Genomic DNA, 23,092 nt, shown 5'->3' on the forward strand with positions numbered 1-23,092 from the left:
AGCCTGCTCGCGAAGGGGCGGAACATTCAACATTGATGTTGATTGATCCACCGCTTTCGCGAGCAGGCTCGCTCCCACAGGGGGACACCGTTAGGCATGCAAGGGAGACTACAACCCCTCCTCCAGCGCTTTCGCCAGCATGTCGACGAAGAAGTCCACGCTCTGGCGACTGGTGACCATCGGTGGCTTGATCTTGAGGATGTTCAGGTAATCACCAGTCGGCTGCATGAAGATGCCCAACTCCCGCAGGCGATTGCACAGCGCGGTGGTTTCCTCGGTGGCCGGTTCGAGGGTGTCGCGGTTGCGGATCAGCTCCACGCCCAGGTAGAACCCGGAGCCATGCACCGCGCCGACCAATGGATACTGGTCGATCAGCGCTTCCAGGCGGGCCTTGAAATGTCCGCCAACGACCCGGGCGTTTTCCCACAGGTTTTCTTCCTCCATGACGTCCAGCACGGCCATGCCGATCTGGCAACTGACCGGACTGCCGCCGGCGGAAGAGAAAAAATATCCCTCGGCTTCCAGCGCCTCGGCGATTTCCCGGCGGGTGATGACGGCACCCAGCGGCTGGCCGTTGCCCATGCCCTTGGCCATGGTGATGATGTCCGGCACCACGCCTTGCTCCTCGAAGCCCCAGAAAAACTCGCCCATGCGCCCGTAGCCGACTTGCACCTCGTCGGCGATACAGACACCACCGCGCTCGCGCACCAAGGCGTAGACCTGTTTCAGGTACCCCGGTGGCAGCGCGATGCCGCCGGCATTGCCATATACCGGTTCGCAGATGAAGCCGGCGAGCTGACGGTTCTGTTCGGCGATTTTTGCCAGGTTGTGCTCGACGCTGCGCACGTAGTCCGGCGCACTGTCGACCCCACGGAACTCACCGCGATAGGTGTTCGGCGCCGTCACTGGATGCACCCAGTCCGGACGGCTGCTCAGAGCCTGGGGATTGTCGGCAATGGATGTCGAGACCGCATCGGCCGCCACCGACCAGCCGTGATAGGCCTCCAGCACGCTGAGCATGTCGCGCCCACGGCTGTAGGCCCACGCCAGACGGATTGCCAGGTCGTTGGCTTCGGTACCGCTGTTGACCAGGAACACTCGATCCATGTTCGACGGCGCCAATGCCAGCAAGCGTTCGGAAAACTCGGCGATCGCCGCGTAGTGAAAACGCGAGTTGGTGTTGAGCAGCGACCATTGCCTGGCCGCAACCGCCGCCATGCGCGGATGACCATGCCCAAGCACCGCGACGTTGTTGAGCATGTCGAGGTACGAGCGGCCCTGCATGTCGATCAAGTGGTTGCGCCAGCCACGCTCGATGCGCGGCGGGTCGACGTAGTAGTGCTTCTGTGAACGGGCAAAACTGGCATCACGACGGGCCAGCAGCGCCTGCGGATCGATTTCCGGCTCGGCATCGCAAGCCAGCCCCAACAGCACCGCGGGTGATGGGCAGAGCGCTTGCCAGGCCTGCGCCCGGGACGGTGTGCAGAACAACGGCGGAGCCAGATGCGCACCCCGGCACAGCTGGACCAGCAAAGGGCCAGCCACCTCGCCCACTACCTGACCCTTTGCCAGCGCGGCACCGGATTGCAGCGACGAGGAAACGCCCCACAAACGCACGCTCAGTTGCGGGCCGTCGAGCCGCAGCAAGCCGTCAGCATCCCTGTGCAACACCCCGGCGAAGGGCGACTCCAGCGGCGTACCGTGAGGAATGTGCAGTTCGACATGGAGCGGATAAGTATCGGGCTCTTCGGCACTGTCCGGCCGGGTGCGGGACAACCGATATTGCCCGTAACGGCTGGCCGCCAATCCATGCACGGCGGCGGCTTCGCTCAGCAGGCGCTGATCGATCCCTGGCTGCTCCCAATTGCCCGCCTCGAAATGCGGGCTGAGCACACCCAGGTCGATCAGGGCGAAATCACGCCCCACCAAAGTCGGCAACAGCGGAGCGAAACCCTCGTTGGCCAGGGGCGGCAGGCTATGGCCCACGGCGGCAAGGATCGCCGCTTCCATCAATTCAAGCGGCACGGAATGGGCGACGTCGAAGATTTCCCACTCATGCTTGAGGTTGTCGCGGGCATATTGATTATCCGGATCGACAGCGAGTTGTTGCTCACCACTGAGTACCAGCACAGCGGCGCGGGCCATGATCAACGGCCAAAGCGCCTGGAGCTCTTCACGCCGCAATGGATTGACCGCGTGATAGGCTTTGATCGCCGGCAGGATGAAAAACGGATCTGCATCGGCATGATGCAGCAGCGCCGCGCAGGTGACCGACAGGTCGGCGACCCGCCAGGTGCGGATCAGGTCGCCGAAATCGATGACGCCCTGCAGTTGCCATTGGCGTTGCGCATCGCGTTGCCAGACCACGTTGTCGTCGGTGATATCCATGTGGATCGCCTGCATCGGCAGGCTCGCCTTGAGCGGCTGCAAGCGCCGTTCGGCCTGCTGTGCGACCTCGGCGATCAACTGGCGCCGTTGGTCATCCTTGATGACAGGCAACAGGTGTTCGACCAAGGCTGGCGCGTGGCGCGCGTCCCATTGCAGGGTTCGCTCCAGGCCCGGGTGGTCGAACGTGGCCAGGGCCAGGTCCATGTCGGCGCACAGGCGGCCCAGCCCGGTCACCAGGTCAGGCGTGAGGTGCTTGAGTTGAGTGAGGGACTGGCCATCGATGTACTCGAGCAGACGCATGTGTATCGCTTGCCCGGCGACTTCGAGGGTCAGCAGGTCCTGGCCATTGGCGGCCTCGATCACCCGCGGCACCTTAACCGCGTCATGCCCGGCCAATTGCTTGAGGGCGGCGTGTTGGGCCTGAAGCTCCTGGACGGCGTAGTCGCCATGGCAGATTTTCAGCACGAACCGCCCGCGTTCGCTGTCGACGCGGTAGTTGAGGTCCTGATGACTGCCAAGGGGTCGCAGGTCACCGCTGAGTCCGTAATTCGAGCGCAGCAGTACCAGCGCCTGCTCGGCGCTGATTTGTGGGCTTGGCAAACTGGCACGGTGAACCAACGTGGCGAGTGGCATACAACGACCCCTGAGGTGGTTTTGTCTGGATGCCTATCTCGCCACTGAGTCGATGGATAAGCAACCCCCTCTTCGACTCGGGGCTCGCGCCGCTCGCTGCTTTGCGCAAGAATGGGCATCCTTGTTGCTGCCATTCCCATGGAGACACCCAATGAATGTAATCGCCACCGACTTGCCCGGTGTCCTGATCATCGAACCCAAGGTATTTGGTGACGAACGCGGTTTTTTCTACGAGAGCTTCAACGCCAAGGCATTCAAGGACGCGACCGGCATCGACACGCCGTTTGTACAGGACAACCACTCTCGCTCGCTCAGAGGCGTGCTGCGTGGCTTGCACTACCAATTGCAGAACACCCAGGGCAAGCTGGTGCGCGTCACGGCCGGCGAAGTGCTCGACGTAGCCGTGGATATCCGCCGCAGTTCGCCGAATTTCGGCAAATGGGTCGCGGTGCGCCTCAGTGCCGACAACCGCCGCCAACTCTGGGTGCCGCCTGGGTTCGCCCATGGCTTTGTGGTCCTGAGTGAGTTCGCGGAGTTCCTGTACAAGACCACCAACTACTACGACCCGACATCCGAACGCAGCCTGTTGTGGAACGACCCCACACTGAACATCGACTGGCAGTTGGGTGATATCCAGCCGCAACTGTCCGGCAAGGATGCGGCGGCTTCGACCCTCGCACAGGCAGACGTCTTCGCCTGATCGAAGACGTTGACGCCTGTCCTAGGCATAATGCGCCTGTTCCCACAGGCGCATTATGCTCATGAACTCCACCCTCCCCCGCAGACCCCGTTGGCGCAGCCTGGCATTGCTGGCCTTGTGCCTGGCGCCGTTGCTGTGGCCGTTGGAGCATCTGGCGGAGCGGTACTACCGCAGCGAACTGGCCGGGCAGAATCGCCAGACGCTCGATCTCTACGTCGCCAACCTGTTGGGCACCCTGCACCGCTATGAAGTGCTGCCGCAGATTCTTGGCGAGCTGCCGCCTCTGCGCGCAGTCCTGTCGGCGCCAGATGATGGCGTTACCCAGGGCAATGCCAATCGATTGCTGAAGAACATCAGCGCCCAGACGGGCGCTGAAGTCATGTACTTGATGGACGCCACTGGCAAGACCCTGGCGGCATCGAACTGGGACAAGCACGACAGTTTCGTCGGGCGCAATTTCGCTTTCCGCCCGTACTACATCGAAGCCATGGCCGGGCGCCTTGGGCGTTTCTTCGGGCTGGGCACCACGTCGGGCAAGCGTGGTTATTTTTTCGCCGCTGCGGTACGTGATCGCGAAAAAGTCATTGGCGTACTGGTGGTCAAGGTCGACCTGGACCACACCGAAAGCCTGTGGGGCAAGACCCCTGAGCAATTGCTGGTGACCGACCATAATGGCGTGGTCATTCTGACTTCACGTCAGGAATGGCGGTTTCGCGCAACCCGCCCGTTAAGCACCGAAGAGAGCAAGGCAATCAGCGCGGTCCAACCCTATCCGACCCGCGATCCGAAGCCGCTTCATCTGGACACCAATGCGTGGCTGACGCAGACCCAGGTCATCGAAGAGACTGGCTGGAACGTGAGCATCCTGGCCCCACGAACCCTGATCGATCGTCCGGTGCGCACGGTGGTCGTCATCGGCGGGGCGGCATTGCTGGTCTTGATGCTGCTGCTCGGGTTGATGATGCAGCGCCGGCGCCATTACCTGGAACGGATCGCCTTCGAAGCCAAGGCCCGGCATGAGCTGGAAGGCCGGGTGGCGGAACGCACCAGCGATCTGGAAGGCCTTAACCGGCGCCTGCGCCAGGAAGTGCTGGAGCGCGAGCACGCCCAGCAGGAGCTGGTCCGCGCCCAGGACGACCTGGTGCAGGCCGGCAAGCTGTCGGCCCTGGGCACCATGTCGGCGAGCATCAGCCATGAACTCAACCAGCCGCTGGCGGCCATTCGTAGCTACGCGGAAAACGCCGAAATACTGCTCGACCACCAACGCACCGAAGACGCCCGGGGCAATCTCAAGCTGATCAGCGAACTGACCGGGCGCATGGCCTCGATCATCGCCCATTTGCGCGCTTTTGCCCGCCGCGACCGTCACGCGCCGGAAAGCGTCGCCCTGCAACCGGCGCTGGACGATGCCTTGGCGCTGCTCGCCAAACGTCGGCGCAGCATGGAAGTGGAACTGATCCGTGACCTGCCGGCCGCCACCTTGTGGGTCGAGGCCGGCGAAACACGCTTGCGCCAAGTGCTGGGCAACCTGTTGGCGAACGCTCTTGATGCGCTGACTGAAAAGGGCCCGCCGCGCAGGCTCTGGCTCAGTGCCCAGGCAACGGAAACCGGCGTCAACCTGTACATACGCGATAACGGCCCGGGGTTTTGCATGGAAGCCCTGGGCCGGGCCGGCGAGCCTTTTTATACCACCAAGACCCGCACCCAGGGCCTTGGCCTGGGGCTGGCGATCTGCGACACCCTGATGCGCGCCTTCGGCGGCGAGCTGTTGTTCGCCAATCACAAGGAAGGCGGCGCCCTGATTACCCTGAAGCTGCGCGCGGGCGCGCCCGGGGTGAGCCTGCAACCGTCCGAGGACCGTAGTGTATGACCATCGATAACCAGATTGAGGTGGTGCTGATCGACGACGATCCCCACCTGCGTCAGGCCTTGAGCCAGACCCTCGACCTGGCCGGCCTGAAGATCCTCCCGCTGGGCGAAGCCAACGGCCTGGCCGGGCAATTGCCGCGTGACTGGCCGGGCGTGGTTGTCAGCGACATTCGCATGCCCGGCATGGACGGCCTTGAACTGCTGAACCAGCTGCACGCCCAGGATCCGGATCTACCGGTCCTGTTGATCACTGGCCACGGCGATGTACCGCTGGCGGTCCAGGCAATGCGCGCCGGGGCCTATGACTTCCTGGAAAAACCGTTCGCCAGCGATCATCTGCTCGACAGCGTCCGTCGCGCCCTGGCCTTGCGTCGCCTGGTCCTGGACAACCGCAGCCTGCGCCTGGCCCTCAGTGACCGGCATGAGCTCAGCGCTCGCCTGGTTGGCCAATCGACGCCCATGCTGCGCCTGCGCGAGCAGATCGGCGCCTTGGCGGCGACCCGCGCCGATGTGTTGATCCTCGGTGAAACCGGGGCCGGCAAGGAAGTCGTGGCCCGCGCATTGCACGACCTCTCAAGCCGGCGCAACGGGCCGTTCGTGGCGATCAACGCCGGCGCCCTGGCCGAGTCGGTGGTGGAAAGCGAACTGTTCGGCCACGAGCCCGGCGCCTTCACCGGCGCGCAAAAACGCCGTATCGGCAAGTTCGAATTCGCCAATGGCGGCACATTGTTCCTCGATGAAATCGAAAGCATGAGCCTGGACGTACAGGTCAAACTGCTGCGCCTGCTGCAAGAGCGCGTAGTGGAACGGCTCGGGGGCAACCAGCAGATCCCGCTGGATATCCGCGTCATCGCCGCCACCAAGGAAGACCTGCGCCAGGCCGCCGATCAGGGCCGTTTTCGCGCCGACCTGTATTACCGCCTGAACGTCGCGCCGCTACGCATTCCGCCATTGCGCGAACGCGGCGACGATGTGCTGATGCTGTTCCAGCACTTTGCCAACGAAGCCAGCGCCCGCCATGGCCTGCCGCCGCACGAACTGCAGCCGCCCCATCGGGCGCTGCTGTTGCGCCACAGCTGGCCGGGTAACGTGCGCGAATTGCAGAACGCCGCCGAACGTTTTGCCCTGGGCCTGGAACTGGCGCTGGACAACAGCACGCCGGACGGCGGCCCCGCTGCGGTGGATGTGATCAGCGGTGGCCTGAGCGAGCAGGTGGAGAACTTTGAAAAAACCCTGATCGCCGCCGAACTGGCCCGTTCCCACAGCTCCGTACGCAGCCTCGCCGAAGCCCTGGGCATTCCGCGCAAGACGCTGCACGACAAGTTGCGCAAACACGGGCTGAACTTCGGCGACAGCAGCCATGGCCCGACCGAAGAGCCGGACTGAGCTCCAACCGTTCACTTTCAGCCAAGAGGGCCTGCATGAACCGCGACAGCCACTACCTGGAAACGATCCTGCACCGGGACATCCCGCTGACGCAGGACATGGGCCTGAAGGTGCTCGGCTGGCAAGCCCGGCAGCTACGCTTGTTCCTGCCACTCGCGGCCAACGTCAATCACAAGAGCACCATGTTCGGCGGCAGCCTGTATTGCGGCGCCGTGCTCGGTGGCTGGGGCTGGCTGCACCTGGCGCTGCGCGAGGAAGGCATCGAAGACGGACACATCGTGATCCAGGAAGGACAGATCAGTTATCCGCTACCGGTTACCCGCGACGCGACCGTCATCTGTGAGGCGTCCGATGGAAAGACCTGGACGCGTTTCCTGGCCACTTATCGTCGCTACGGACGGGCAAGGCTGACCTTGCAGACGCAGGTGAGGAACGCGGATAGCGAGGACGTGGCGGTGCGGTTTGAGGGGCAATACGTGCTGCATCGCTGATTGGCGCGTAGACCCGCCACAAAAGCTTCTGGCTAACAGATCAGATTTTAAGAACGAGCCAGCTCCAGCAACTTCCCACGCCACGGCGCTTGCGCCGGAAGCGCCAGGAACGAGGTATTCAACAACGACTCGCGCGCCGGGTAGCAGAACGGCTGGCCCTGTAGATCCAGTACCTCGCCACCGGCGCCCTCCAGCACGCCCTGGGCAGCGGCGGTGTCCCACTGCGACGTTGGCGCCAATCGCGGGTAGCAATCCGCCGCGCCTTCGGCCAACAGGCAGAACTTCAGCGAACTGCCGATATTGGTCAATTGCAGCGCCCCCAGACCTTCGCTCAAACCGGCCAACAGGCGTTCCTGCTCCGGGCTGGTGTGACGGCGGCTCGCGACCACCGTAAAGGTTTCACCGGGCGCCAGTACGTTACGCACCGCAATGGTCGCAGGCTCGGAACCCCTGTCGCCGCGCCAGGCACCCAGGCCCTCGCCGCCGGCATAATAACGACCGTTGGTAGGCATCGACACCACACCGAACACCACTCGTGCGTCCTCGATCAGGGCGATATTTACGGTAAATTCCTCGCTGCCGGAAATGAATTCCTTGGTGCCGTCCAGCGGATCCACCAGCCACCAGCGTTGCCAGCCGGCGCGGACGCTTTGCGCAATATCGGCATCCTCTTCGGAAAGGATCGGGATATCCGGCGCCAGGGCTTTGAGCCCGGCCACGATGACGTGGTGAGCGGCCATGTCCGCGGCGGTCACCGGCGATTCGTCGGCCTTGCGCAAGACCTCCACATCGGCCCGCCAGAAGGGCAGGATCGCGTCGCCAGCGGTGAGCGCCAGCTCGATAACCGGGGCCATCAGGGGATGCGGAAAATTCATCGCAGGTAGGTTCCGCGCTGAGTCAGCAGATCGCGGGCCAGGTACAGCGCCGCCAACGCCCGGCCCTCGGTGAACTGAGGGTTCTGCGCCAGGGCCGACAGCTCGCCCAGGTTGACCTTGTCCACACGCATTGGCTCGGGCTCGTCGCCTTCCAGACGCTCTTCGTACAGATCAGTCGCCAGCACCACCTGGATCTTCTGGCTCATGTAGCCGGGAGACAATGACAACTCAGTCAGGTGTTCCAGTTGACGAGCGCCAAAACCGGCTTCCTCCTTGAGCTCACGCTCGGCCGCCGCCAGCACGTCTTCACCGGGTTCGATCAGGCCCTTGGGCAGGGACCATTCGTAGGCCTCGGTACCGCCGCAATACTCTTCCACCAGCACCGCATGGTCGGCGTCGAGCATCGCCACGATCATCACCGCGCCGTAACCTGAGCCCTTACCCGCCAGGCGTTCGTAGGTGCGTTCCACACCGTTGGAAAAACGCAGTTTCAGTTCTTCCACGCAAAACAGGCGGCTGGTGGCGACGATCCGTCGGTCGAGTATGGTGGGTGTCTGGCGCATAAACGGCTCCCTGGGCGATAGCAGGCTACTATACCCGGCCTATCCTGATTGTTTACGTCGGATATCTGATTACCGCTGGAGAAGTTTTTATGGCGTTGTTGCCCTGGCATGAGATCGATACGGTTCTGCTGGACATGGATGGCACCCTGCTGGACCTGCATTACGACAATCACTTCTGGCTGGAACATCTGCCCCAGCGCTATGCCGAACTGCATGGTGTCAGCCGGGCCATGGCGGAGATGGAACTGCAGCCGCTGTTCGAGCGCAACGCCGGCCAGCTGCAGTGGTATTGCCTGGATTTCTGGAGTGCCGAATTGAAGCTGCCGGTGCGCGAGTTGAAGCTGGAAACCGCCCACCTGATCGCCCTGCGCCCGGACGCCGATACGTTTCTGGCAGCCATCCAACGGGCCGGCAAACGGGTCGTGATGATCACCAACGCTCACCGCGACTCGTTGTCCCTGAAGCTGGAACGCATCGAACTGGCTCCGTATTTCGAGCGTTTGATCAGCTCCCACGACTACGGTTTTCCCAAGGAAAACCCGCAGTTCTGGGACGCGCTGCAAGCCGACCTCGATTTCGACCCGGCCCGCAGCCTGTTCATCGACGACACCCTGCCGGTATTGCGCAGCGCCCGGGATTTTGGCATCGCACATTTGCTGGCGGTCAGCGAGCCGGACAGTCGCAAGGGGCCGAAGGATACGGGGGAATTCGATGCCGTCAGAGATTATCGGGCTTTGATTGCCGGGCTTTGAACCGCACCGTCCTCATCGCAAGCAGGCTCGCTCCCACCTCGGCTCGCGGCGAACCGGTAATTTCTGTGGGAGCGAGCCTGCTCGCGATAAGGACACCGCCGAGCTCAAATCCTATTCGGGGATACGCAGTGACTGCCCTGGGTAGATCTTGTCCGGATGCTTGAGCATCGGTTTGTTGGCTTCGAAAATCTTGTTGTACTTGTTCGGGTCGCCATAAACCCGCTTGGAAATGGCGCTCAAGGTGTCGCCTTTTTCCACGGTGACGAATTTGGCCTGCGTCGCGACCGGGCCGGTCACGGTGATCTGGTCATCAACCCCGCTGATACCGGCCACGTTACCCAGCGCCAGGAGAATCTTTTCCTTCTCCTCCTGAGTTGCGGCTTCACCCGTGGCGATGACTTTCTCACCTTCGACCTTGACCTGAATCTTTGAAGTATCGATCCCTGTCAGCGCCTCCTGCACATGCTTGGTCAGCGCTTCGCTGTTGGCTTCTGCCTTGTCGGGCGTCAGCGCATCGAGGATTTTTTCACCGGCATCTTTCAAGAAACTGAAAAGGCTCATCGCATTCACTCCATGGGGTTCAGGTATCCAGACGCAGAAGCCTAGACCAAGCCAACCGACTCCGTTTCCCAGCTGACCAATGACCTCGCCACCTCCAAGGCGCTAGAATCCGAAACTTCCCGCGCCCAGGAGCGAAAATGGACATCAAGCAGCTGAAATTTCTGATCGCGCTGGAAGAAACCCGCCACTTCGGCCAGGCTGCCGCCCGCTGTCACATCACCCAGCCCACCTTGTCGATGCGCCTGCGCAGCCTGGAGGAAGAGCTGGGTTTGCCACTGGTCAATCGAGGTCAGCGTTTCGAGGGGTTTACCGCACCGGGCGAACGCGTGCTGGCCTGGGCGCGCACGGTGTTGGCGGCCTACGACGGACTGCAGGCAGAAGCAGCCGCCTGTCGCGGCAATCTGGTGGGTACGCTGCGCCTGGGCGTGGTTCCGCTGTCGGACTTCGACCCGCTGGCGATGATGCAGCGCCTGCACACCGACCACCCCAGCCTGCGTTTCGAATTGTCGTCCCTGAGTTCCGAACGCATTCTCGAACAATTGGCAAACAACCGGATCGACCTGGGCATCTCCTACCTGGAACGTCTGGACAACGAGCGTTTCGAAGCCCTGCCCTTCGCCCATACCCGCATGGGCCTGCTATACGACCAACGGTTTTTCTTTTTTGGCGAAGAACCGCTGAGCTGGGAAGCGCTGGTGGAGCTGCCCCTGGGCATGCTCACCAGCGGCATGCATTTTCGCCAATCCATCGACCATCACTTCCACAGCCGGGGGCTGACACCCCAACCGCTGCTGCAAACCGACGCGGTGCATCAGTTGTTACAGGCTGTGCACGGCGGACTTTGTTGCGCCGTGGTGCCGCTGGAGAGCGGGCTGAAGCTCACCGAAGACCTGCGAATCCAGCCCATCGACAGCGCCCAGACGCTGGTCCCGCTGGGGCTGATCATGCGGCGCGGGGCCCCTCGCTCGGCGTTGGCGGAGGCCTGTTTCGCGCTTTATCAGAAATCAATAACCATTCCTTGATCGACGTCATCTATTGAAGGATCAGTAATAGCGATTAGACGTGGCAGATTGCCGCATTTAGTCTTAGCACTATTCCTCCTCTCAGTGATGCCCATGAACGACAAGCCTCCGGTCTGTCCTGCGCCTGCGTTGGAAGCATCCAAGCCAGCCGCCAGCCAGAGCTATCGCTACTGCAATCTGGACCACTCGCACTCGGACAGCGCCGCGCTGGCCGAGGAAGTGGCGTTGGCGATTGCCTATAACGGCATCAGCCAAGCGGTAATGTTGGTCACGCCCACTGACTTGGAAGACTTCATCGTCGGCTTCAGCCTCGGCAGCGGCATCATCGAAGACCCGGCGGATATCTATGACCTGCAACTGAGCGGAGCCGGTTCCGCGCAATATGCCCAGGTCACCATTGCCAACCGCGCCTTCTGGAACCTCAAGCAACAACGCCGGCAACTGGCCGGCACCAGCGGTTGCGGGCTGTGCGGGGTGGAAGCGGTGGAACAGGCGCTGCCCAACCTCAAGGTGCTGCCGGGCGCACCACTGCCACCAGCGCAATGGCTCGACGGCCTGCGCCAGCGCATCGGCCAGTTCCAACCCTTGGGCCAACACTGCGGCGCGGTACATGCGGCACTGTTCATGAATGCCCAAGGTGAACTGCTGCTGGGCCGTGAAGACATCGGTCGCCACAACGCCCTCGACAAATTGATCGGTGCGCTGATCCGGCAGCAGATCCCAACAACTGGAGGCTTGGCGATCGTCACCAGCCGCTGCAGCCTCGAATTGATTCAAAAAGTATTGCGTGCGGGCATCCAGACGCTGGTCAGCCTGTCGTCGCCCACGGGCCTCGCCGTGCAGTGGGCTCGCCAACACAACCTCAACCTCATCCACCTGCCGCAAAAAAGTGCGCCGCGGGTCTACAGCCCTGCGATGGAGAATCAAGCGTGAGCAATCATCAACAAGCCAACCAGAAACCCGCACCGCGCTACAAGCCTTACAAGGGCCCGGCCGGTGGTTGGGGCGCGCTGATCAGCGTCGCCCAGGCCTGGCTGACCAGCGATAACGCGCTGAAAAACATTCGCATGATGCTCAAGACCAACCAGAACGGCGGTTTCGACTGCCCTGGCTGCGCCTGGGGTGACTCGCCGGAAAGCGGCATGGTGAAGTTCTGCGAGAACGGCGCCAAGGCGGTGAACTGGGAAGCGACCAAGCGTCGTGTCGACGCGGCTTTTTTCGCCAAGCACAGCGTGACGTCGCTGCTGGAGCAGAGCGACTACTGGCTCGAATACCAGGGCCGCCTGACGGAGCCGATGAGCTACGACGCGCAAACCGACCGTTACCAGCCCATCAGCTGGGAAGCGGCGTTCGCCCTGATTGGCAAGCACCTGCAAGAGCTTTCGAGCCCGAGGCAGGCCGAGTTCTACACTTCAGGCCGCGCCAGCAACGAAGCGGCCTATCTGTATCAGCTGTTCGTGCGCGCCTTTGGCACCAACAATTTCCCCGACTGCTCGAACATGTGCCATGAGGCCAGCGGCGTCGCCCTGTCCCAAAGTGTCGGGGTGGGCAAGGGTACAGTAACTTTTGATGACTTCGAGCACGCCGATGCGATTTTCGTCTGGGGCCAGAACCCCGGCACCAACCATCCACGGATGCTCGAGCCGCTGCGCGAAGCCGTAAAGCGCGGCGCCCAGGTGGTGTGCATCAATCCGCTGAAAGAGCGTGGCCTGGAGCGTTTCCAGCATCCGCAACACCCGCTGGAAATGCTCACCAACGGCGACAAACCCACCAACACCGCGTATTTCCGCCCAGCCCTGGGCGGCGACATGGCCGTGCTGCGGGGCATGGCGAAGTTCCTGCTGCAATGGGAACGTGACGCGCAGAACAGCGGCGCCCTTGCGGTATTCGATCATGCGTTCCTCAACGAGCACAGCGCCAACGTTCTGGATTACCTGGCGGTGGTCGACGACACTCCGTGGGAGCAGATCGCCGAGCAATCCGGGTTGACCCTCGCCGAAATCGAACAAGCGGCACGCATGTACGCCAAGGCCAAGAACGTCATCATGTGCTGGGCGATGGGTATCACCCAGCACCGCCATTCGGTGGCGACGATCCAGGAAATCGCCAACCTGATGATGCTGCGCGGCAACATTGGCAAGCCAGGCGCCGGCCTGTGCCCGGTGCGTGGCCACAGCAACGTGCAGGGCGACCGGACCATGGGAATCAACGAGCGCCCGCCCGTTGCATTCCTCGACGCTCTGGAACGGCGCTTCCAATTCAAGGTACCACGTGAAAACGGCCACAACGTGGTCGAGGCGATCCACGCCATGGCCGAGGGTCGGGCCAAGGTCTTCATCGCCCTGGGCGGCAACTTCGCCCAGGCTACGCCAGACAGCCACCGGACCTTCCAGGCCCTGGGCAATTGCGACCTGACGGTACAGATCAGCACCAAGCTCAACCGCAGCCACCTGGCCCATGGCAAGGAAGCGTTGATCCTGCCATGCCTGGGCCGGACTGACATTGACCTGCAAGCCGATGGCCCGCAGGCGGTGACGGTGGAGGATTCCTTCAGCATGGTCCACGCCTCGAACGGCCAACTGCAGCCACTGTCGGACCAGATGCGCTCCGAGCCGTGGATCATTGCCGGCATCGCCGCCGCCACCCTGGGCAGCCGCCCGGTGGATTGGAACTGGCTGGTGGCCGATTACAGCCGCATCCGCGACCTGATCGCCGAGACCATCCCTGGCTTCAAGGATTTCAACGAAAAACTCAAGAACCCCGGCGGCTTCTATCTGGGTAACAGCGCTGGGGCACGTCGCTGGAACACGCCTTCGGGCCGCGCCAACTTCAAGCCCAACCTGTTGCCGACCGACCTGATCCACGAACGCACCCGGGCTACGGGCCAATTGCCGGACCTGATCCTGCAATCCATGCGCTCGCATGACCAGTACAACACGACGATCTATGGCCTCGATGATCGCTATCGTGGCGTGAAGGGCCAACGTGACGTGTTGTTTGTCAACGAAGCGGACATCATCCGCCTGGGCTTCAAGCCAGGGCAGAAGGCAGACATCGTCTCGCTCTGGGATGACGGCCGCGAGCGCCGGGTCAAGGGCTTTACCCTGTTGGCCTTTGACATTCCGGCCGGACAGGCTGCCGCCTACTACCCTGAAGTGAACCCGCTGGTGCCGCTGGAAAGTACCGGCGACGGCAGCCACACCCCGACCTCGAAGTTCGTGGCTATCCGCCTGGAAGCCGCAAGCGAGAACGGGTTGATCATGGCCAAGTCAGCCTGAGGCAATTCCGAGGGCGCTTCTGGCCCCTCGGCGATTTTTCCAACGGGCACAAAAAAGGCCGTTTTTAAAAAAAAAACGGCCTGTCCGAAGTAGCTAAAGACCGGCGAAATAACGTTAAGTTCCGCCCAAAAAACAGTAACTTAGCGAATTGTGCACAAGTCGTGTTACTCGTCGGATTTCGATTGTAACCAAGCGAAGCCAGCCTCAGGATCGCGCCGTCATCCCTTTGAGGCTCCTCTATGAAGTTCTCCTCCATTCTCTTGTTGTCCCTTGGCCTGATCAGCGGCGTCGCATCTGCCGGCGGTACCGCCGAAGCAGGTGTAGGCGGCGCATTGGGCGGGGTTTTGGGTTCGGTCGTCGGCCAGTCCCTGGGCGGCAACACCGGTTCCACTATCGGCGCGGCCCTGGGCGGCGCAGGTGGCAGTGCGGTCGGTGCCGATAAACGCAGCCGCGGCGAAGCGGCTATCGGCGGCGCGCTGGGCGCAGCCGGCGGCAACGTGGTTGGCCGCAGCGTGGGCGGCAGCACGGGTAGCCTGATCGGTGCCGCAGCGGGCGGTGGCGCTGGTGGCGCACTGGGTAACTACATGGGCAAGGACGACGACGATGACCGTTATGAAGGTCGCCGTGGCGATCGTCGCTACTACCGTGACGGCCACCCGGGTCGCGGCCATGCCTACGGTCATCGCAAGCATAAGCACAAACATCGCTATCACGACGATTGACGGCTGGCTTGTTCCAGACCGTTGAATGATCGCAGCCTTCGGCCCCTCTCTCAGAGACTGACCGAAGGCTGCGATTTTCGTTTTCAGGCCAGCAATCGCTCCAACGCCCCGCGTAGCTGAGCCGGGATCGCCACCGGCCGATTCGACGTCCGATCGACGAACACATGCACGAAACGCCCCGCCGCACAGGCCTCGTCCTCGCCCGCCTTGAACACCGCCAGCTCATATTGCACCGAACTGTTGCCCAGCTTCCCGACTCGCAGGCCGATTTCGATCCGGTCCGGGAAAGCGATCGAGGCAAAATAATCGCAAGCTGAACTCACGACGAAGCCCACCACCTCCCCGTCATGGATATCCAGGCCGCCGGTCTCGATCAGATAGGTATTCACCGCTGTATCGAAAAAGCTGTAGTAGGTGACGTTATTGACGTGACCGTACACATCGTTGTCATGCCAGCGTGTAGTCACCGGCTGGAAATGCAGATACTCGGTGCGTTGGGGCATCACTTTTCCTTGGTCAGGCAATCTGAGGCGTTGTGCCGGGTGCAGATACTACCGCTGCGAGAAGCTCTTGCCTTGCGCAGCCAGCTCGCCGATCAGACGGGCAGGCTTCCATTGGTCTCCCTGCTTCGTTTCGAGCTCCAGCAACCGTGCGTGTATATCTTCGAGGCCTTGCTGATCCGCCCAGGCCATCGGACCGCCCTTGTCCGCCGGGAAGCCATAGCCGTTGAGATACACCAGGTCGATATCGCGGGAAGACTCGGCAATGCCCTCCTGGAGGATCTTCGCACCTTCGTTGACCAATGCCAGCAAGCAGCGCTCCAGAATCTCCTCGGCAGCTATTTCGCGCCGATGAAACCCCAGCTCCTCACTGACCCGCAGCACCAGCGCATCGACCTCCACATCCTGCTCGGCCTGTCGGCTGCCCGGCTCATAGTGGTAGTACCCGTTACCACTCTTCTGGCCGAACCGCCCCATCTCGCAAAGGCGGTTGTCCACTTGCACTTCGGGCGCATCCTGGCCTTTACCCGCCAGCTCGCGCGCACGCCACTCCAGGTCGATCCCAACCACGTCATACATGCGGAACGGCCCCATGGCAAAGCCGAAACCTTGCAGCGCGGCATCGACCTGATGGGGAAACGCTCCCTCCAGCAGCATCTTGCGCGCCTCCAGCACATAGGGATGAAGCATCCGGTTGCCGATAAACCCGTGGCAATTGCCCGATACCACGCTCACCTTGCCCATGCGCTTGCCCAGGGCCAGGGCGGCATCCAGCGCCGGCCTGGAGGTCTGCGCGCCACGAACAATTTCGAGCAATTTCATGATGTGCGCCGGGCTGAAGAAATGCAGGCCCAGCACCTGGGTCGGCCGGCGCGTGGCGGCGGCAATCGCATCGATGTCCAGCGCCGAGGTGTTGCTTGCCAGAATCGCTTCGGGCTTGAGCATGCCGTCCAGTTCGCGAAAGATCTTCTGCTTGAGTTCAAGGTTCTCGTAGACCGCTTCGATGACCAGATCCACGTTGCGGATTGCCGCGTAGTCGTCCGCCCGAGATATTCGGGCGATGCGCGCATCGGCTTCGTTTTGGTCAATACGTCCCTGGCGCACGCTGTGAGCATAGGTGTCGGCCACCGCCGCCAGCGCCTGCTCAAGCATTTGCGGATTATTATCGACCCACTGCACCGTAACGCCAGCATTGGCCAGGCACATCACGATGCCCCGCCCCATGGTGCCCGCCCCGACCACCGCGGCGCGCTGGATATCAAAGGATGTCTGGCTCATGTTCGCTCTCTTGTTGGTGATCCAAAGACAGCGTTCACCTTAGTCAGCCGACGGATATTTTTGAAATTTATTCGTGTGATGAAGGGCATTCAGCGGATGGATGCAGCTCACAGGTGTGCCTGGGCCCAGTGCCGAACTTCGGCATACGGATACTGCTCCAGGGCGGCATATCCGCGGATCGTTCGCGCCTTTAGCTTGGTGAACAGCGGTACGCTGATGCCGCAGAGGAATCGGGTCAATCGATCGGCGGAAGGCACCTCGCCTGTATGCTGCTCATGCTTGTGGATGAAGTCGTCACACAGACCCTCGAAATTTTTATCCCGAAGGGATGGCAGTGGTGGTGGCTCCGGCAAGCGGGCGACCTGCCCGTGGCATACCGAGCAGTGGCCGCACTGTCTCGGCGCGTTTACATCACCGAAATACTCGGCCAATCGATAACCGAGGCAACGGTCCGTGGCGAACAATTCGAGCATGGCATGGATTCGGGCAATCTCGGTTTCCTCATGCCTAATAAAATCAGCATGCAGCTCGGCACTCAACAGCCCTGAATCGAAATCGGCGTCGAGAACGTTGTAGACCTCGGTCATCTGCTTGCTTTCCAGCTCGATCCAGCCTTTCTCCTGGAAATAATCCAGCGCCTTGACCACGCGACTTCGATCCGCGTGGTACTGCTGGTACATTCCCTCGAAATTCACCGTGGCCCAGGTACGGGCCCGACTGGAGGTCTGGATGATGGCCGAGACAAAGTCCCTTCGCTCGCCCTCGAAGCGCTCCAGCAACGCCTGCGGCTCGGTCAGGAACTTGAAGCGGTACTCGGCGTAATAGGCATAGCGCGGCGCAACCAGCCCACGCAGCTCCAGTTGGACCAGCAGCGTTTTGAGCGGCAGTTGCCGGATATTGCTCTGATCAGCCAATGGCCCCAGCAGGAATTCCCATTGCCCGTCGCGACTGGCAGCCTTCAGCTCATCAAGCACGTACCGAATGCCGGAAAGCTCCGGCGTATCGCCATAGACGAAATTTTCAAGAATGTTGAGGCTGTCCCGGTTGGCCAGTACCAGGCAATCGGACGGCTGCCCATCCCGTCCCGCCCGACCGATTTCCTGGCTGTAGTTCTCGATGGATTTGGGCAGATCGAAATGTACGACGTTGCGGATATCGCTCTTGTCGATCCCCATGCCGAACGCGATCGTCGCAACAATGCAATTGGCCTGCCCGCCCATGAATCGCCGCTGGATGGCTTCGCGCTGCTCATGGGGCAAACCGGCGTGATAAGCCTCGGCACCGATTCCGTGCTGGCTCAGGTGCCCGGCAATCTGTTCGGCGGTTCGCTGCAAGGTGACATAGACGATGCTCGGCTGCCCGGCGCGCTCGCCCAGCCACTGCACCAGCCTGTGCCGCTTGTCCTCGCCACGCACGGGCTCCACCAACAAGTTGAGGTTGGGACGGTAGAAGCCGGTCGTCACCACATCGGTGGCGGCGATAGCGAACTTCGCCTGCATGTCAGCGACCACCTTGGGCGTTGCGGTGGCCGTCAGCAGCAGTACCTGGGGAATGTTGAATTGACGCTGGTAATCGGGGAGCTTGAGGTAATCGGGGCGGAAGTTGTGGCCCCACTCGGAAATGCAGTGGGCCTCATCCACCACCAGCAACGAAATCGGTACCTGCTGCAAGAAATTGCGAAAGCGCTCGTTCTTCAGCCGCTCCACCGAAACCATCAGCACCTTCAACTCGCCCGAACGGGCCCGCGCCATGGCGTCGCTGGCTTCGTCACGACTCTGGGCCGAATCGATACTGGCCGCCGCGATACCGTGGCGATGCAAGAACGCCAACTGATCCTGCATCAGCGCCAGCAGTGGCGAGACCACAAGGGTCAGGTGCGGCAACAACAGGGCAGACAACTGATAGCAAAGAGATTTGCCGGACCCGGTAGGAAAAATAGCCGCCGCCGACCGCCCGGCGAGGATCGCGCGGATAGTGGCTTCCTGACCGGGGCGAAACTGTGGATAACCGAAAACCTGTTCCAGGGTGCTGTGCATAAAGCGGTCGCTCCTTTGACTGCTGTGGTGCCAGAAGACTAGCCGGGCAACGCAGCGAGTCGAGAAAAGGTCGGGGCTGAATCGATACGGAATGATACCGCTTGCCGTCCCGCCTACGTCACCGCATCCCTGTTTTTGCCGGCGATTATCATGCGTTCTGATAATCAAAAGATACTTGATAGTCATACTTCGACAGGTCCAAGGCATGTCGAAAATGTGGTTGGAGGACTTCAACCCAGTCGGCATTCACATCAAAGTTTCCGTTGTTGATATTTTTTTCCACAGGGATACCAAGATCATCCATAACCGATGAATCATCCGCAAAATCCTTTGAATATTCTTTGCCAATCAATAGTTCAGATGTTTTATCAAACCACCGCAGTCTTATTTTTAGCCCCATGTCGCCCTCACAAAAATCTCTTTATGTTTGGGCGTCGGCGGGAAGATCCAGCTGCGCGGTGCCTGTGGCGCGGCTTCCAGCGCGGGGATTCCCAGCGTTGCGGAAGGATCAACGGCCGGTGTCCAGATCAACTCGACCCCATCCCCCTGTCGCCACCGCGGAGCTCCCAAACCTGCGGGACACCGGGTTTTCCTTTCGTCATGCTTCGTCCTTGTCGGTCGCCGCTGCCTCACTGACAGGGCGCGACGAACCTTACCCGGCAGCAAAAAGCAGCGCGTACAGGACGTTTCCGAAACCGCCGTGAGATCTTTCTCTTTTTCAATGCACTAAACTTTCCGAGCAGACACGCCCTCCTCATCTGTCCTTCGGACTTTCCAACATGCACCTCGCCCCAGACTTCCCCGACGACCTCGCCATGCGCCAGCTCATGGAATTGCTCCACGAAGAACTCGGCCTGCCGGAACGCAAGACCATTCGCCTGGACACTGCGGTCAATTTCGATCTTGGCTGCGATGGCGCGGATGCCCGGCACCTGATGGAAGCGTTGGAGGAGCGGTTCGTCATCGACTTTGTCGACTACGACGCCTATCGCTACTTCCAACCGGAAGGCTTTGATGTATTTCAAAAGCGCAGGGCAAAGGGGCGGGGAGACAAGCTGCCGCTGACGATCGGCATGCTCTACAAGGCGATCAAGGCGCAACGATGGGACACGCAGGAGTTGGAGGAAAAATAGTCGCCCATGAAAAAGCCGCCCTCAAAGGGCGGCTTTTTCATTCAATCACCAAGCCTTACAGCTGCGGACCCGCCGCCTTGATCGCATCGCTCACGTCGAACTTCTTGAAGTTCTCGATGAACAGACCGGCCAATGCCTTGGCGGCTTCGTCGTAGGCAGCCTTGTCGGCCCAGGTGTTGCGCGGGTTCAACAGGCCAGTCTCAACGCCTGGGACAGCCAGCGGCACGTCCAGGTTGATGATATCCAGGTGTTCGGTTTCAGCACCGATCAGCGCGCCGCTCTGGATTGCCGCGATCACCGCACGGGTGGTCGGGATGTTGAAGCGCTTGCCGACGCCGTAGCCGCCGCCGGTCCAGCCGGTGTTGACCAGGTAGACCTTGGAGCCGAAGCCACGGATACGCTTGATCAGCAGCTCTGCATATTCACCGGCCGGACGTGGAAAGAACGGCGCGCCGAAGCAGGTGGAGAAGGTCGACTTGATGCCGCTGCCCGAGCCCATTTCGGTCGAGCCCACCAGTGCGGTGTAGCCGGACAGGAAGTGGTAGGCGGCTTGCTCTTCGCTGAGGATCGACACGGGCGGCAGCACGCCAGTCAGGTCGCAGGTCAGGAAGATCACGGCGTTTGGCTCGCCACCGAGGTTTTTCGGCGCGCGTTTTTCGATCAGTTCACGCGGATAGGCGGCGCGGCTGTTCTGGGTCAGGCTGTCGTCGGCGTAGTCGGCCTTCTTGGTGACCGGGTCCAGGACCACGTTTTCCAGAACGGCGCCGTGCTGGATGGCTTTCCAGATGACCGGCTCGTTCTTCTCGGACAGGTCGATGCACTTGGCGTAGCAGCCGCCTTCGATGTTGAAGACCACACCCACGCCCCAGCCGTGCTCGTCGTCACCGATCAGGTAACGGCTTTCGTCGGCGGACAGGGTGGTCTTGCCAGTGCCCGACAGACCGAAGAACAAGGTCACGTCGCCTTCTTCGCCCATGTTGGCGGCGCAGTGCATCGGCAGCACGTCGACCGCTGGGAGCAAGAAGTTCTGCACGGAAAACAGGGCTTTTTTCATTTCGCCGGCATAGCGCATGCCAGCGATCAGCACTTTCTTGGCAGCAAAGTTGATGATCACGGTGCCGTCGGAATTGGTGCCGTCGCGCTCAGGCTCGCAGACGAAGTTCGGCGCGTTGAGGATCTGCCACTCGTCCTTGCCGCCGGCGTTGTACTGCTCCGGATTGATGAACAGGCAACGACCGAACAGGTTGTGCCAGGCCGTCTCGGTGGTCATTTTGACCGGCAGGTAGTGCGCAGGATCGGAACCTACATGCACGTGGGAAACAAAACGCTCGCGCTCACCCAGGTAGGCCTCGACGCGGTTCCACAGGGCATCGAACTTGTCGGCCGGGAACTTGCGGTTGATCGGGCCCCAGGCGATGGCGTCCTGGGTGGTCGGCTCTTCCACGATGAAACGGTCGACTGGCGAGCGACCGGTACGATGACCGGTACGAACAACCAGCGCGCCAGTATCGGCAAGCTCGCCTTCACCGCGATTCAGGGCTTCTTTGACCAGATCATCGACACTCAGATCGGTATACACGGCGTTATTGGCTTGCGTCATGAGATTCCCCGTCGGCCCGTGGCCGAGTGCTCCAAACGTTTTGTAGTAGGAAGTCGCGCACTACTACCCGAAAAAAGTGGGCCGGATTATGCCAGAAAAGCCCAAAAAGAGTAGGGCCCTCCCGTCAGTACGGCGTAAATCCGGCGTTTGCCAGGAGATTTACCTGCGCTGAACCGTTTTAGTGACGAGTATCTGACGGTGTGTCGACACCCGCACCGGCGAACAATTGTGCGATGTCCGCCGCGTCGAACAGGTAGCGCTCATTGCAAAACTGGCAATCGACTTCAATGGCTCCGCCATGCTCGATCACCAACTGCTGCGCATCTTCCAGACCCAGACTGACCAGCGCATTGCCGGAACGTTCACGGGAGCAACTGCATTGGAAGCGCAACGGCTGACCATCGAACAGGCGCACCTGCTCTTCGTGGTAGAGGCGATGCAGGATGGTTTCGTTGTCCAGGCCCAGCAACTCGTCGGCGCTCAGGGTGCTGGCCAGAGCGGTGACGTGCTGCCAGCTGGCGTCACGCTCTTCCGAATCGCGAATGCGATCGGCGGGCAATTGTTGCAACAGCAGGCCACGGGCGCGCCGCCCGTCGGCGTACAGCCAGAACCGAGTGTTGGTCTGCTGGGACATGACGAAGTAATTGGTGAAGCATTCGGCCAGCGTCGCGCCGTCGAGATCGACGATGCCTTGGTAGCGCTTGCCATGGCTCGGGTCTACCGTCAGGGCCAGCACGCCGTTGGGCATCAGGTCGGCCAGGGTCGCGTCGGCGGCGATCTGCTCGGCGTGGTACCGGGCCAGGCCGCGGATTTCGCGTTCGCTGGAGCATTCGATCATCAGCAATGGGACCGGACCTTCGGAGCGCGCCTGGAGAATCAGCAAGCCATCGAACTTCAAGGTGCCCACCAGCAATGCCGCCGCCGCCATCAGTTCGCCAAGCAGTTGTGCGACCGGCTCCGGATAGGGGTGCTTGGCAAGGACTTCGGCGTAGCTACGCTCCAACGCCACCAGCTCGCCACGGGCGTCGCTGTCATCGAAGATGAAACGTTGGGTGTAGTCGGTATCCGGTAAATCAGTCATAGGGTCTGGTATCTGCGGTGATGACAAATGATGACCGGCATTTTATGGGCATTCCGGGTGGGTTCCAAGCAAGGCATGACTTTGCCTGACGGGGAGGACTGAGCATCCACATTTGCAGTGCTGTTGTGGCGAGGGAGCTTGCTCCCGCTCGGTTGCGTAGCGACCGCAAGATTTTGGGGCCGCTGCGCAGCCCAGCGGGAGCAAGCTCCCTCGCCACAGAAGCG

20 protein-coding genes and 1 pseudogene are annotated in these 23,092 nt (G+C 61.5%); 10 read left to right on the forward strand and 11 right to left on the reverse strand.

The genetic code is table 11. The annotated features are described in order from the left end of the window. Nucleotides 1-108: 108 nt before the first annotated feature. The gene (locus ACE04F_RS26345; protein ID WP_486110535.1) at nucleotides 109-3,021 is read right to left on the reverse strand and encodes an aminotransferase; all 2,913 of its coding nucleotides are present in this window, start codon (nucleotides 3,019-3,021) and stop codon (nucleotides 109-111) included. 151 nt (nucleotides 3,022-3,172) lie between these two features. On the opposite strand from ACE04F_RS26345, the gene rfbC reads away from it, so the two are divergent. From rfbC to ACE04F_RS26365, 4 genes are all read left to right on the forward strand, one after another. Next, on the forward strand, nucleotides 3,173-3,721 hold the full coding sequence (rfbC, locus tag ACE04F_RS26350) for a dTDP-4-dehydrorhamnose 3,5-epimerase (protein WP_486110536.1): 549 nt from the start codon (nucleotides 3,173-3,175) through the stop codon (nucleotides 3,719-3,721). A gap of 61 nt (nucleotides 3,722-3,782) precedes the next feature. Continuing rightward, nucleotides 3,783-5,591: a sensor histidine kinase gene (locus ACE04F_RS26355; RefSeq protein WP_486110537.1), complete on the forward strand. Its 1,809-nt coding sequence runs from the start codon at nucleotides 3,783-3,785 to the stop codon at nucleotides 5,589-5,591. Further along, nucleotides 5,588-6,976, forward strand: a complete 1,389-nt coding sequence (locus ACE04F_RS26360; RefSeq protein ID WP_486110538.1) for a sigma-54-dependent transcriptional regulator — start codon at nucleotides 5,588-5,590, stop codon at nucleotides 6,974-6,976. The genes ACE04F_RS26355 and ACE04F_RS26360 overlap by 4 nt, the downstream gene beginning before the upstream one ends. Before the next feature lie 35 nt (nucleotides 6,977-7,011). Further along, entirely contained in the window at nucleotides 7,012-7,467 is a 456-nt protein-coding gene (locus tag ACE04F_RS26365; protein WP_486110539.1) for a YiiD C-terminal domain-containing protein, read from the forward strand. Between the two features lie 47 nt (nucleotides 7,468-7,514). Here the strand turns inward: ACE04F_RS26365 and cysQ are convergent, their stop codons facing one another. Next, complete coding sequence (gene cysQ / locus ACE04F_RS26370; RefSeq protein WP_486110540.1) at nucleotides 7,515-8,342, reverse strand: 3'(2'),5'-bisphosphate nucleotidase CysQ; 828 nt, start codon at nucleotides 8,340-8,342, stop codon at nucleotides 7,515-7,517. Next, on the reverse strand, nucleotides 8,339-8,905 hold the full coding sequence (gene nudE, locus ACE04F_RS26375; RefSeq protein ID WP_486110541.1) for an ADP compounds hydrolase NudE: 567 nt from the start codon (nucleotides 8,903-8,905) through the stop codon (nucleotides 8,339-8,341). Before nudE ends, cysQ begins: the two co-directional genes overlap by 4 nt. 89 nt (nucleotides 8,906-8,994) lie before the next feature. On the opposite strand from nudE, the gene yrfG reads away from it, so the two are divergent. Next, a complete protein-coding gene (gene yrfG / locus ACE04F_RS26380) occupies nucleotides 8,995-9,657 on the forward strand; it encodes a GMP/IMP nucleotidase (protein WP_486110542.1) in 663 nt (220 codons plus the stop codon). Between the two features lie 111 nt (nucleotides 9,658-9,768). Here the strand turns inward: yrfG and lysM are convergent, their stop codons facing one another. Further along, nucleotides 9,769-10,218, reverse strand: a complete 450-nt coding sequence (gene lysM / locus ACE04F_RS26385) for a peptidoglycan-binding protein LysM (RefSeq protein WP_434570328.1) — start codon at nucleotides 10,216-10,218, stop codon at nucleotides 9,769-9,771. 137 nt (nucleotides 10,219-10,355) lie between these two features. On the opposite strand from lysM, the gene ACE04F_RS26390 reads away from it, so the two are divergent. The 4 genes from ACE04F_RS26390 to ACE04F_RS26405 all read left to right on the forward strand — a co-directional run bounded on the left by ACE04F_RS26390 (nucleotide 10,356) and on the right by ACE04F_RS26405 (nucleotide 15,240). Beyond that, nucleotides 10,356-11,240 carry a LysR family transcriptional regulator gene (locus tag ACE04F_RS26390; protein ID WP_486110543.1) on the forward strand — a complete coding sequence of 295 codons (885 nt, stop codon included), beginning with the start codon at nucleotides 10,356-10,358 and terminating at the stop codon, nucleotides 11,238-11,240. Nucleotides 11,241-11,333: 93 nt separating this feature from the next. Beyond that, nucleotides 11,334-12,173, forward strand: a complete 840-nt coding sequence (gene fdhD, locus ACE04F_RS26395; protein ID WP_486110544.1) for a formate dehydrogenase accessory sulfurtransferase FdhD — start codon at nucleotides 11,334-11,336, stop codon at nucleotides 12,171-12,173. Further along, on the forward strand, nucleotides 12,170-14,518 hold the full coding sequence (locus tag ACE04F_RS26400; protein ID WP_486110545.1) for an FdhF/YdeP family oxidoreductase: 2,349 nt from the start codon (nucleotides 12,170-12,172) through the stop codon (nucleotides 14,516-14,518). The genes fdhD and ACE04F_RS26400 overlap by 4 nt, the downstream gene beginning before the upstream one ends. Nucleotides 14,519-14,757: 239 nt before the next feature. Next, on the forward strand, nucleotides 14,758-15,240 hold the full coding sequence (locus tag ACE04F_RS26405; protein ID WP_305497521.1) for a glycine zipper domain-containing protein: 483 nt from the start codon (nucleotides 14,758-14,760) through the stop codon (nucleotides 15,238-15,240). Nucleotides 15,241-15,323: 83 nt separating this feature from the next. Here the strand turns inward: ACE04F_RS26405 and ACE04F_RS26410 are convergent, their stop codons facing one another. The 5 genes and pseudogenes from ACE04F_RS26410 to ACE04F_RS26430 all read right to left on the reverse strand — a co-directional run. Continuing rightward, entirely contained in the window at nucleotides 15,324-15,743 is a 420-nt protein-coding gene (locus ACE04F_RS26410; RefSeq protein WP_486110546.1) for an acyl-CoA thioesterase, read from the reverse strand. 48 nt (nucleotides 15,744-15,791) lie between these two features. Further along, complete coding sequence (locus ACE04F_RS26415) at nucleotides 15,792-17,018, reverse strand: 3-hydroxyacyl-CoA dehydrogenase (RefSeq protein WP_486110547.1); 1,227 nt, start codon at nucleotides 17,016-17,018, stop codon at nucleotides 15,792-15,794. A 107-nt stretch (nucleotides 17,019-17,125) separates the two neighbouring features. Beyond that, on the reverse strand, nucleotides 17,126-19,054 hold the full coding sequence (locus ACE04F_RS26420; protein ID WP_486110548.1) for a RecQ family ATP-dependent DNA helicase: 1,929 nt from the start codon (nucleotides 19,052-19,054) through the stop codon (nucleotides 17,126-17,128). Nucleotides 19,055-19,202: 148 nt separating this feature from the next. Beyond that, on the reverse strand, nucleotides 19,203-19,454 hold the full coding sequence (locus ACE04F_RS26425) for a colicin E3-like toxin immunity protein (RefSeq protein ID WP_486110549.1): 252 nt from the start codon (nucleotides 19,452-19,454) through the stop codon (nucleotides 19,203-19,205). An 8-nt stretch (nucleotides 19,455-19,462) separates the two neighbouring features. Continuing rightward, nucleotides 19,463-19,600 (reverse strand): annotated as a pseudogene (locus ACE04F_RS26430) (toxin); the annotation flags it as partial. 233 nt (nucleotides 19,601-19,833) lie between these two features. Between ACE04F_RS26430 and ACE04F_RS26435 the strand changes: the two are divergent. Continuing rightward, complete coding sequence (locus tag ACE04F_RS26435) at nucleotides 19,834-20,187, forward strand: DUF1493 family protein (RefSeq protein ID WP_486110550.1); 354 nt, start codon at nucleotides 19,834-19,836, stop codon at nucleotides 20,185-20,187. A gap of 55 nt (nucleotides 20,188-20,242) precedes the next feature. Here ACE04F_RS26435 and ACE04F_RS26440 read toward each other — a convergent pair whose 3' ends face one another. Together ACE04F_RS26440 and hslO are read right to left on the reverse strand one after the other, a co-directional pair. Then, a complete protein-coding gene (locus ACE04F_RS26440) occupies nucleotides 20,243-21,787 on the reverse strand; it encodes a phosphoenolpyruvate carboxykinase (RefSeq protein ID WP_092253286.1) in 1,545 nt (514 codons plus the stop codon). A 178-nt stretch (nucleotides 21,788-21,965) separates the two neighbouring features. After that, the gene (hslO, locus tag ACE04F_RS26445; protein ID WP_486110551.1) at nucleotides 21,966-22,868 is read right to left on the reverse strand and encodes an Hsp33 family molecular chaperone HslO; all 903 of its coding nucleotides are present in this window, start codon (nucleotides 22,866-22,868) and stop codon (nucleotides 21,966-21,968) included. Nucleotides 22,869-23,092 lie beyond the last annotated feature (224 nt).

It is taken from the genome of Pseudomonas sp. AGC41 (assembly GCF_057334555.1).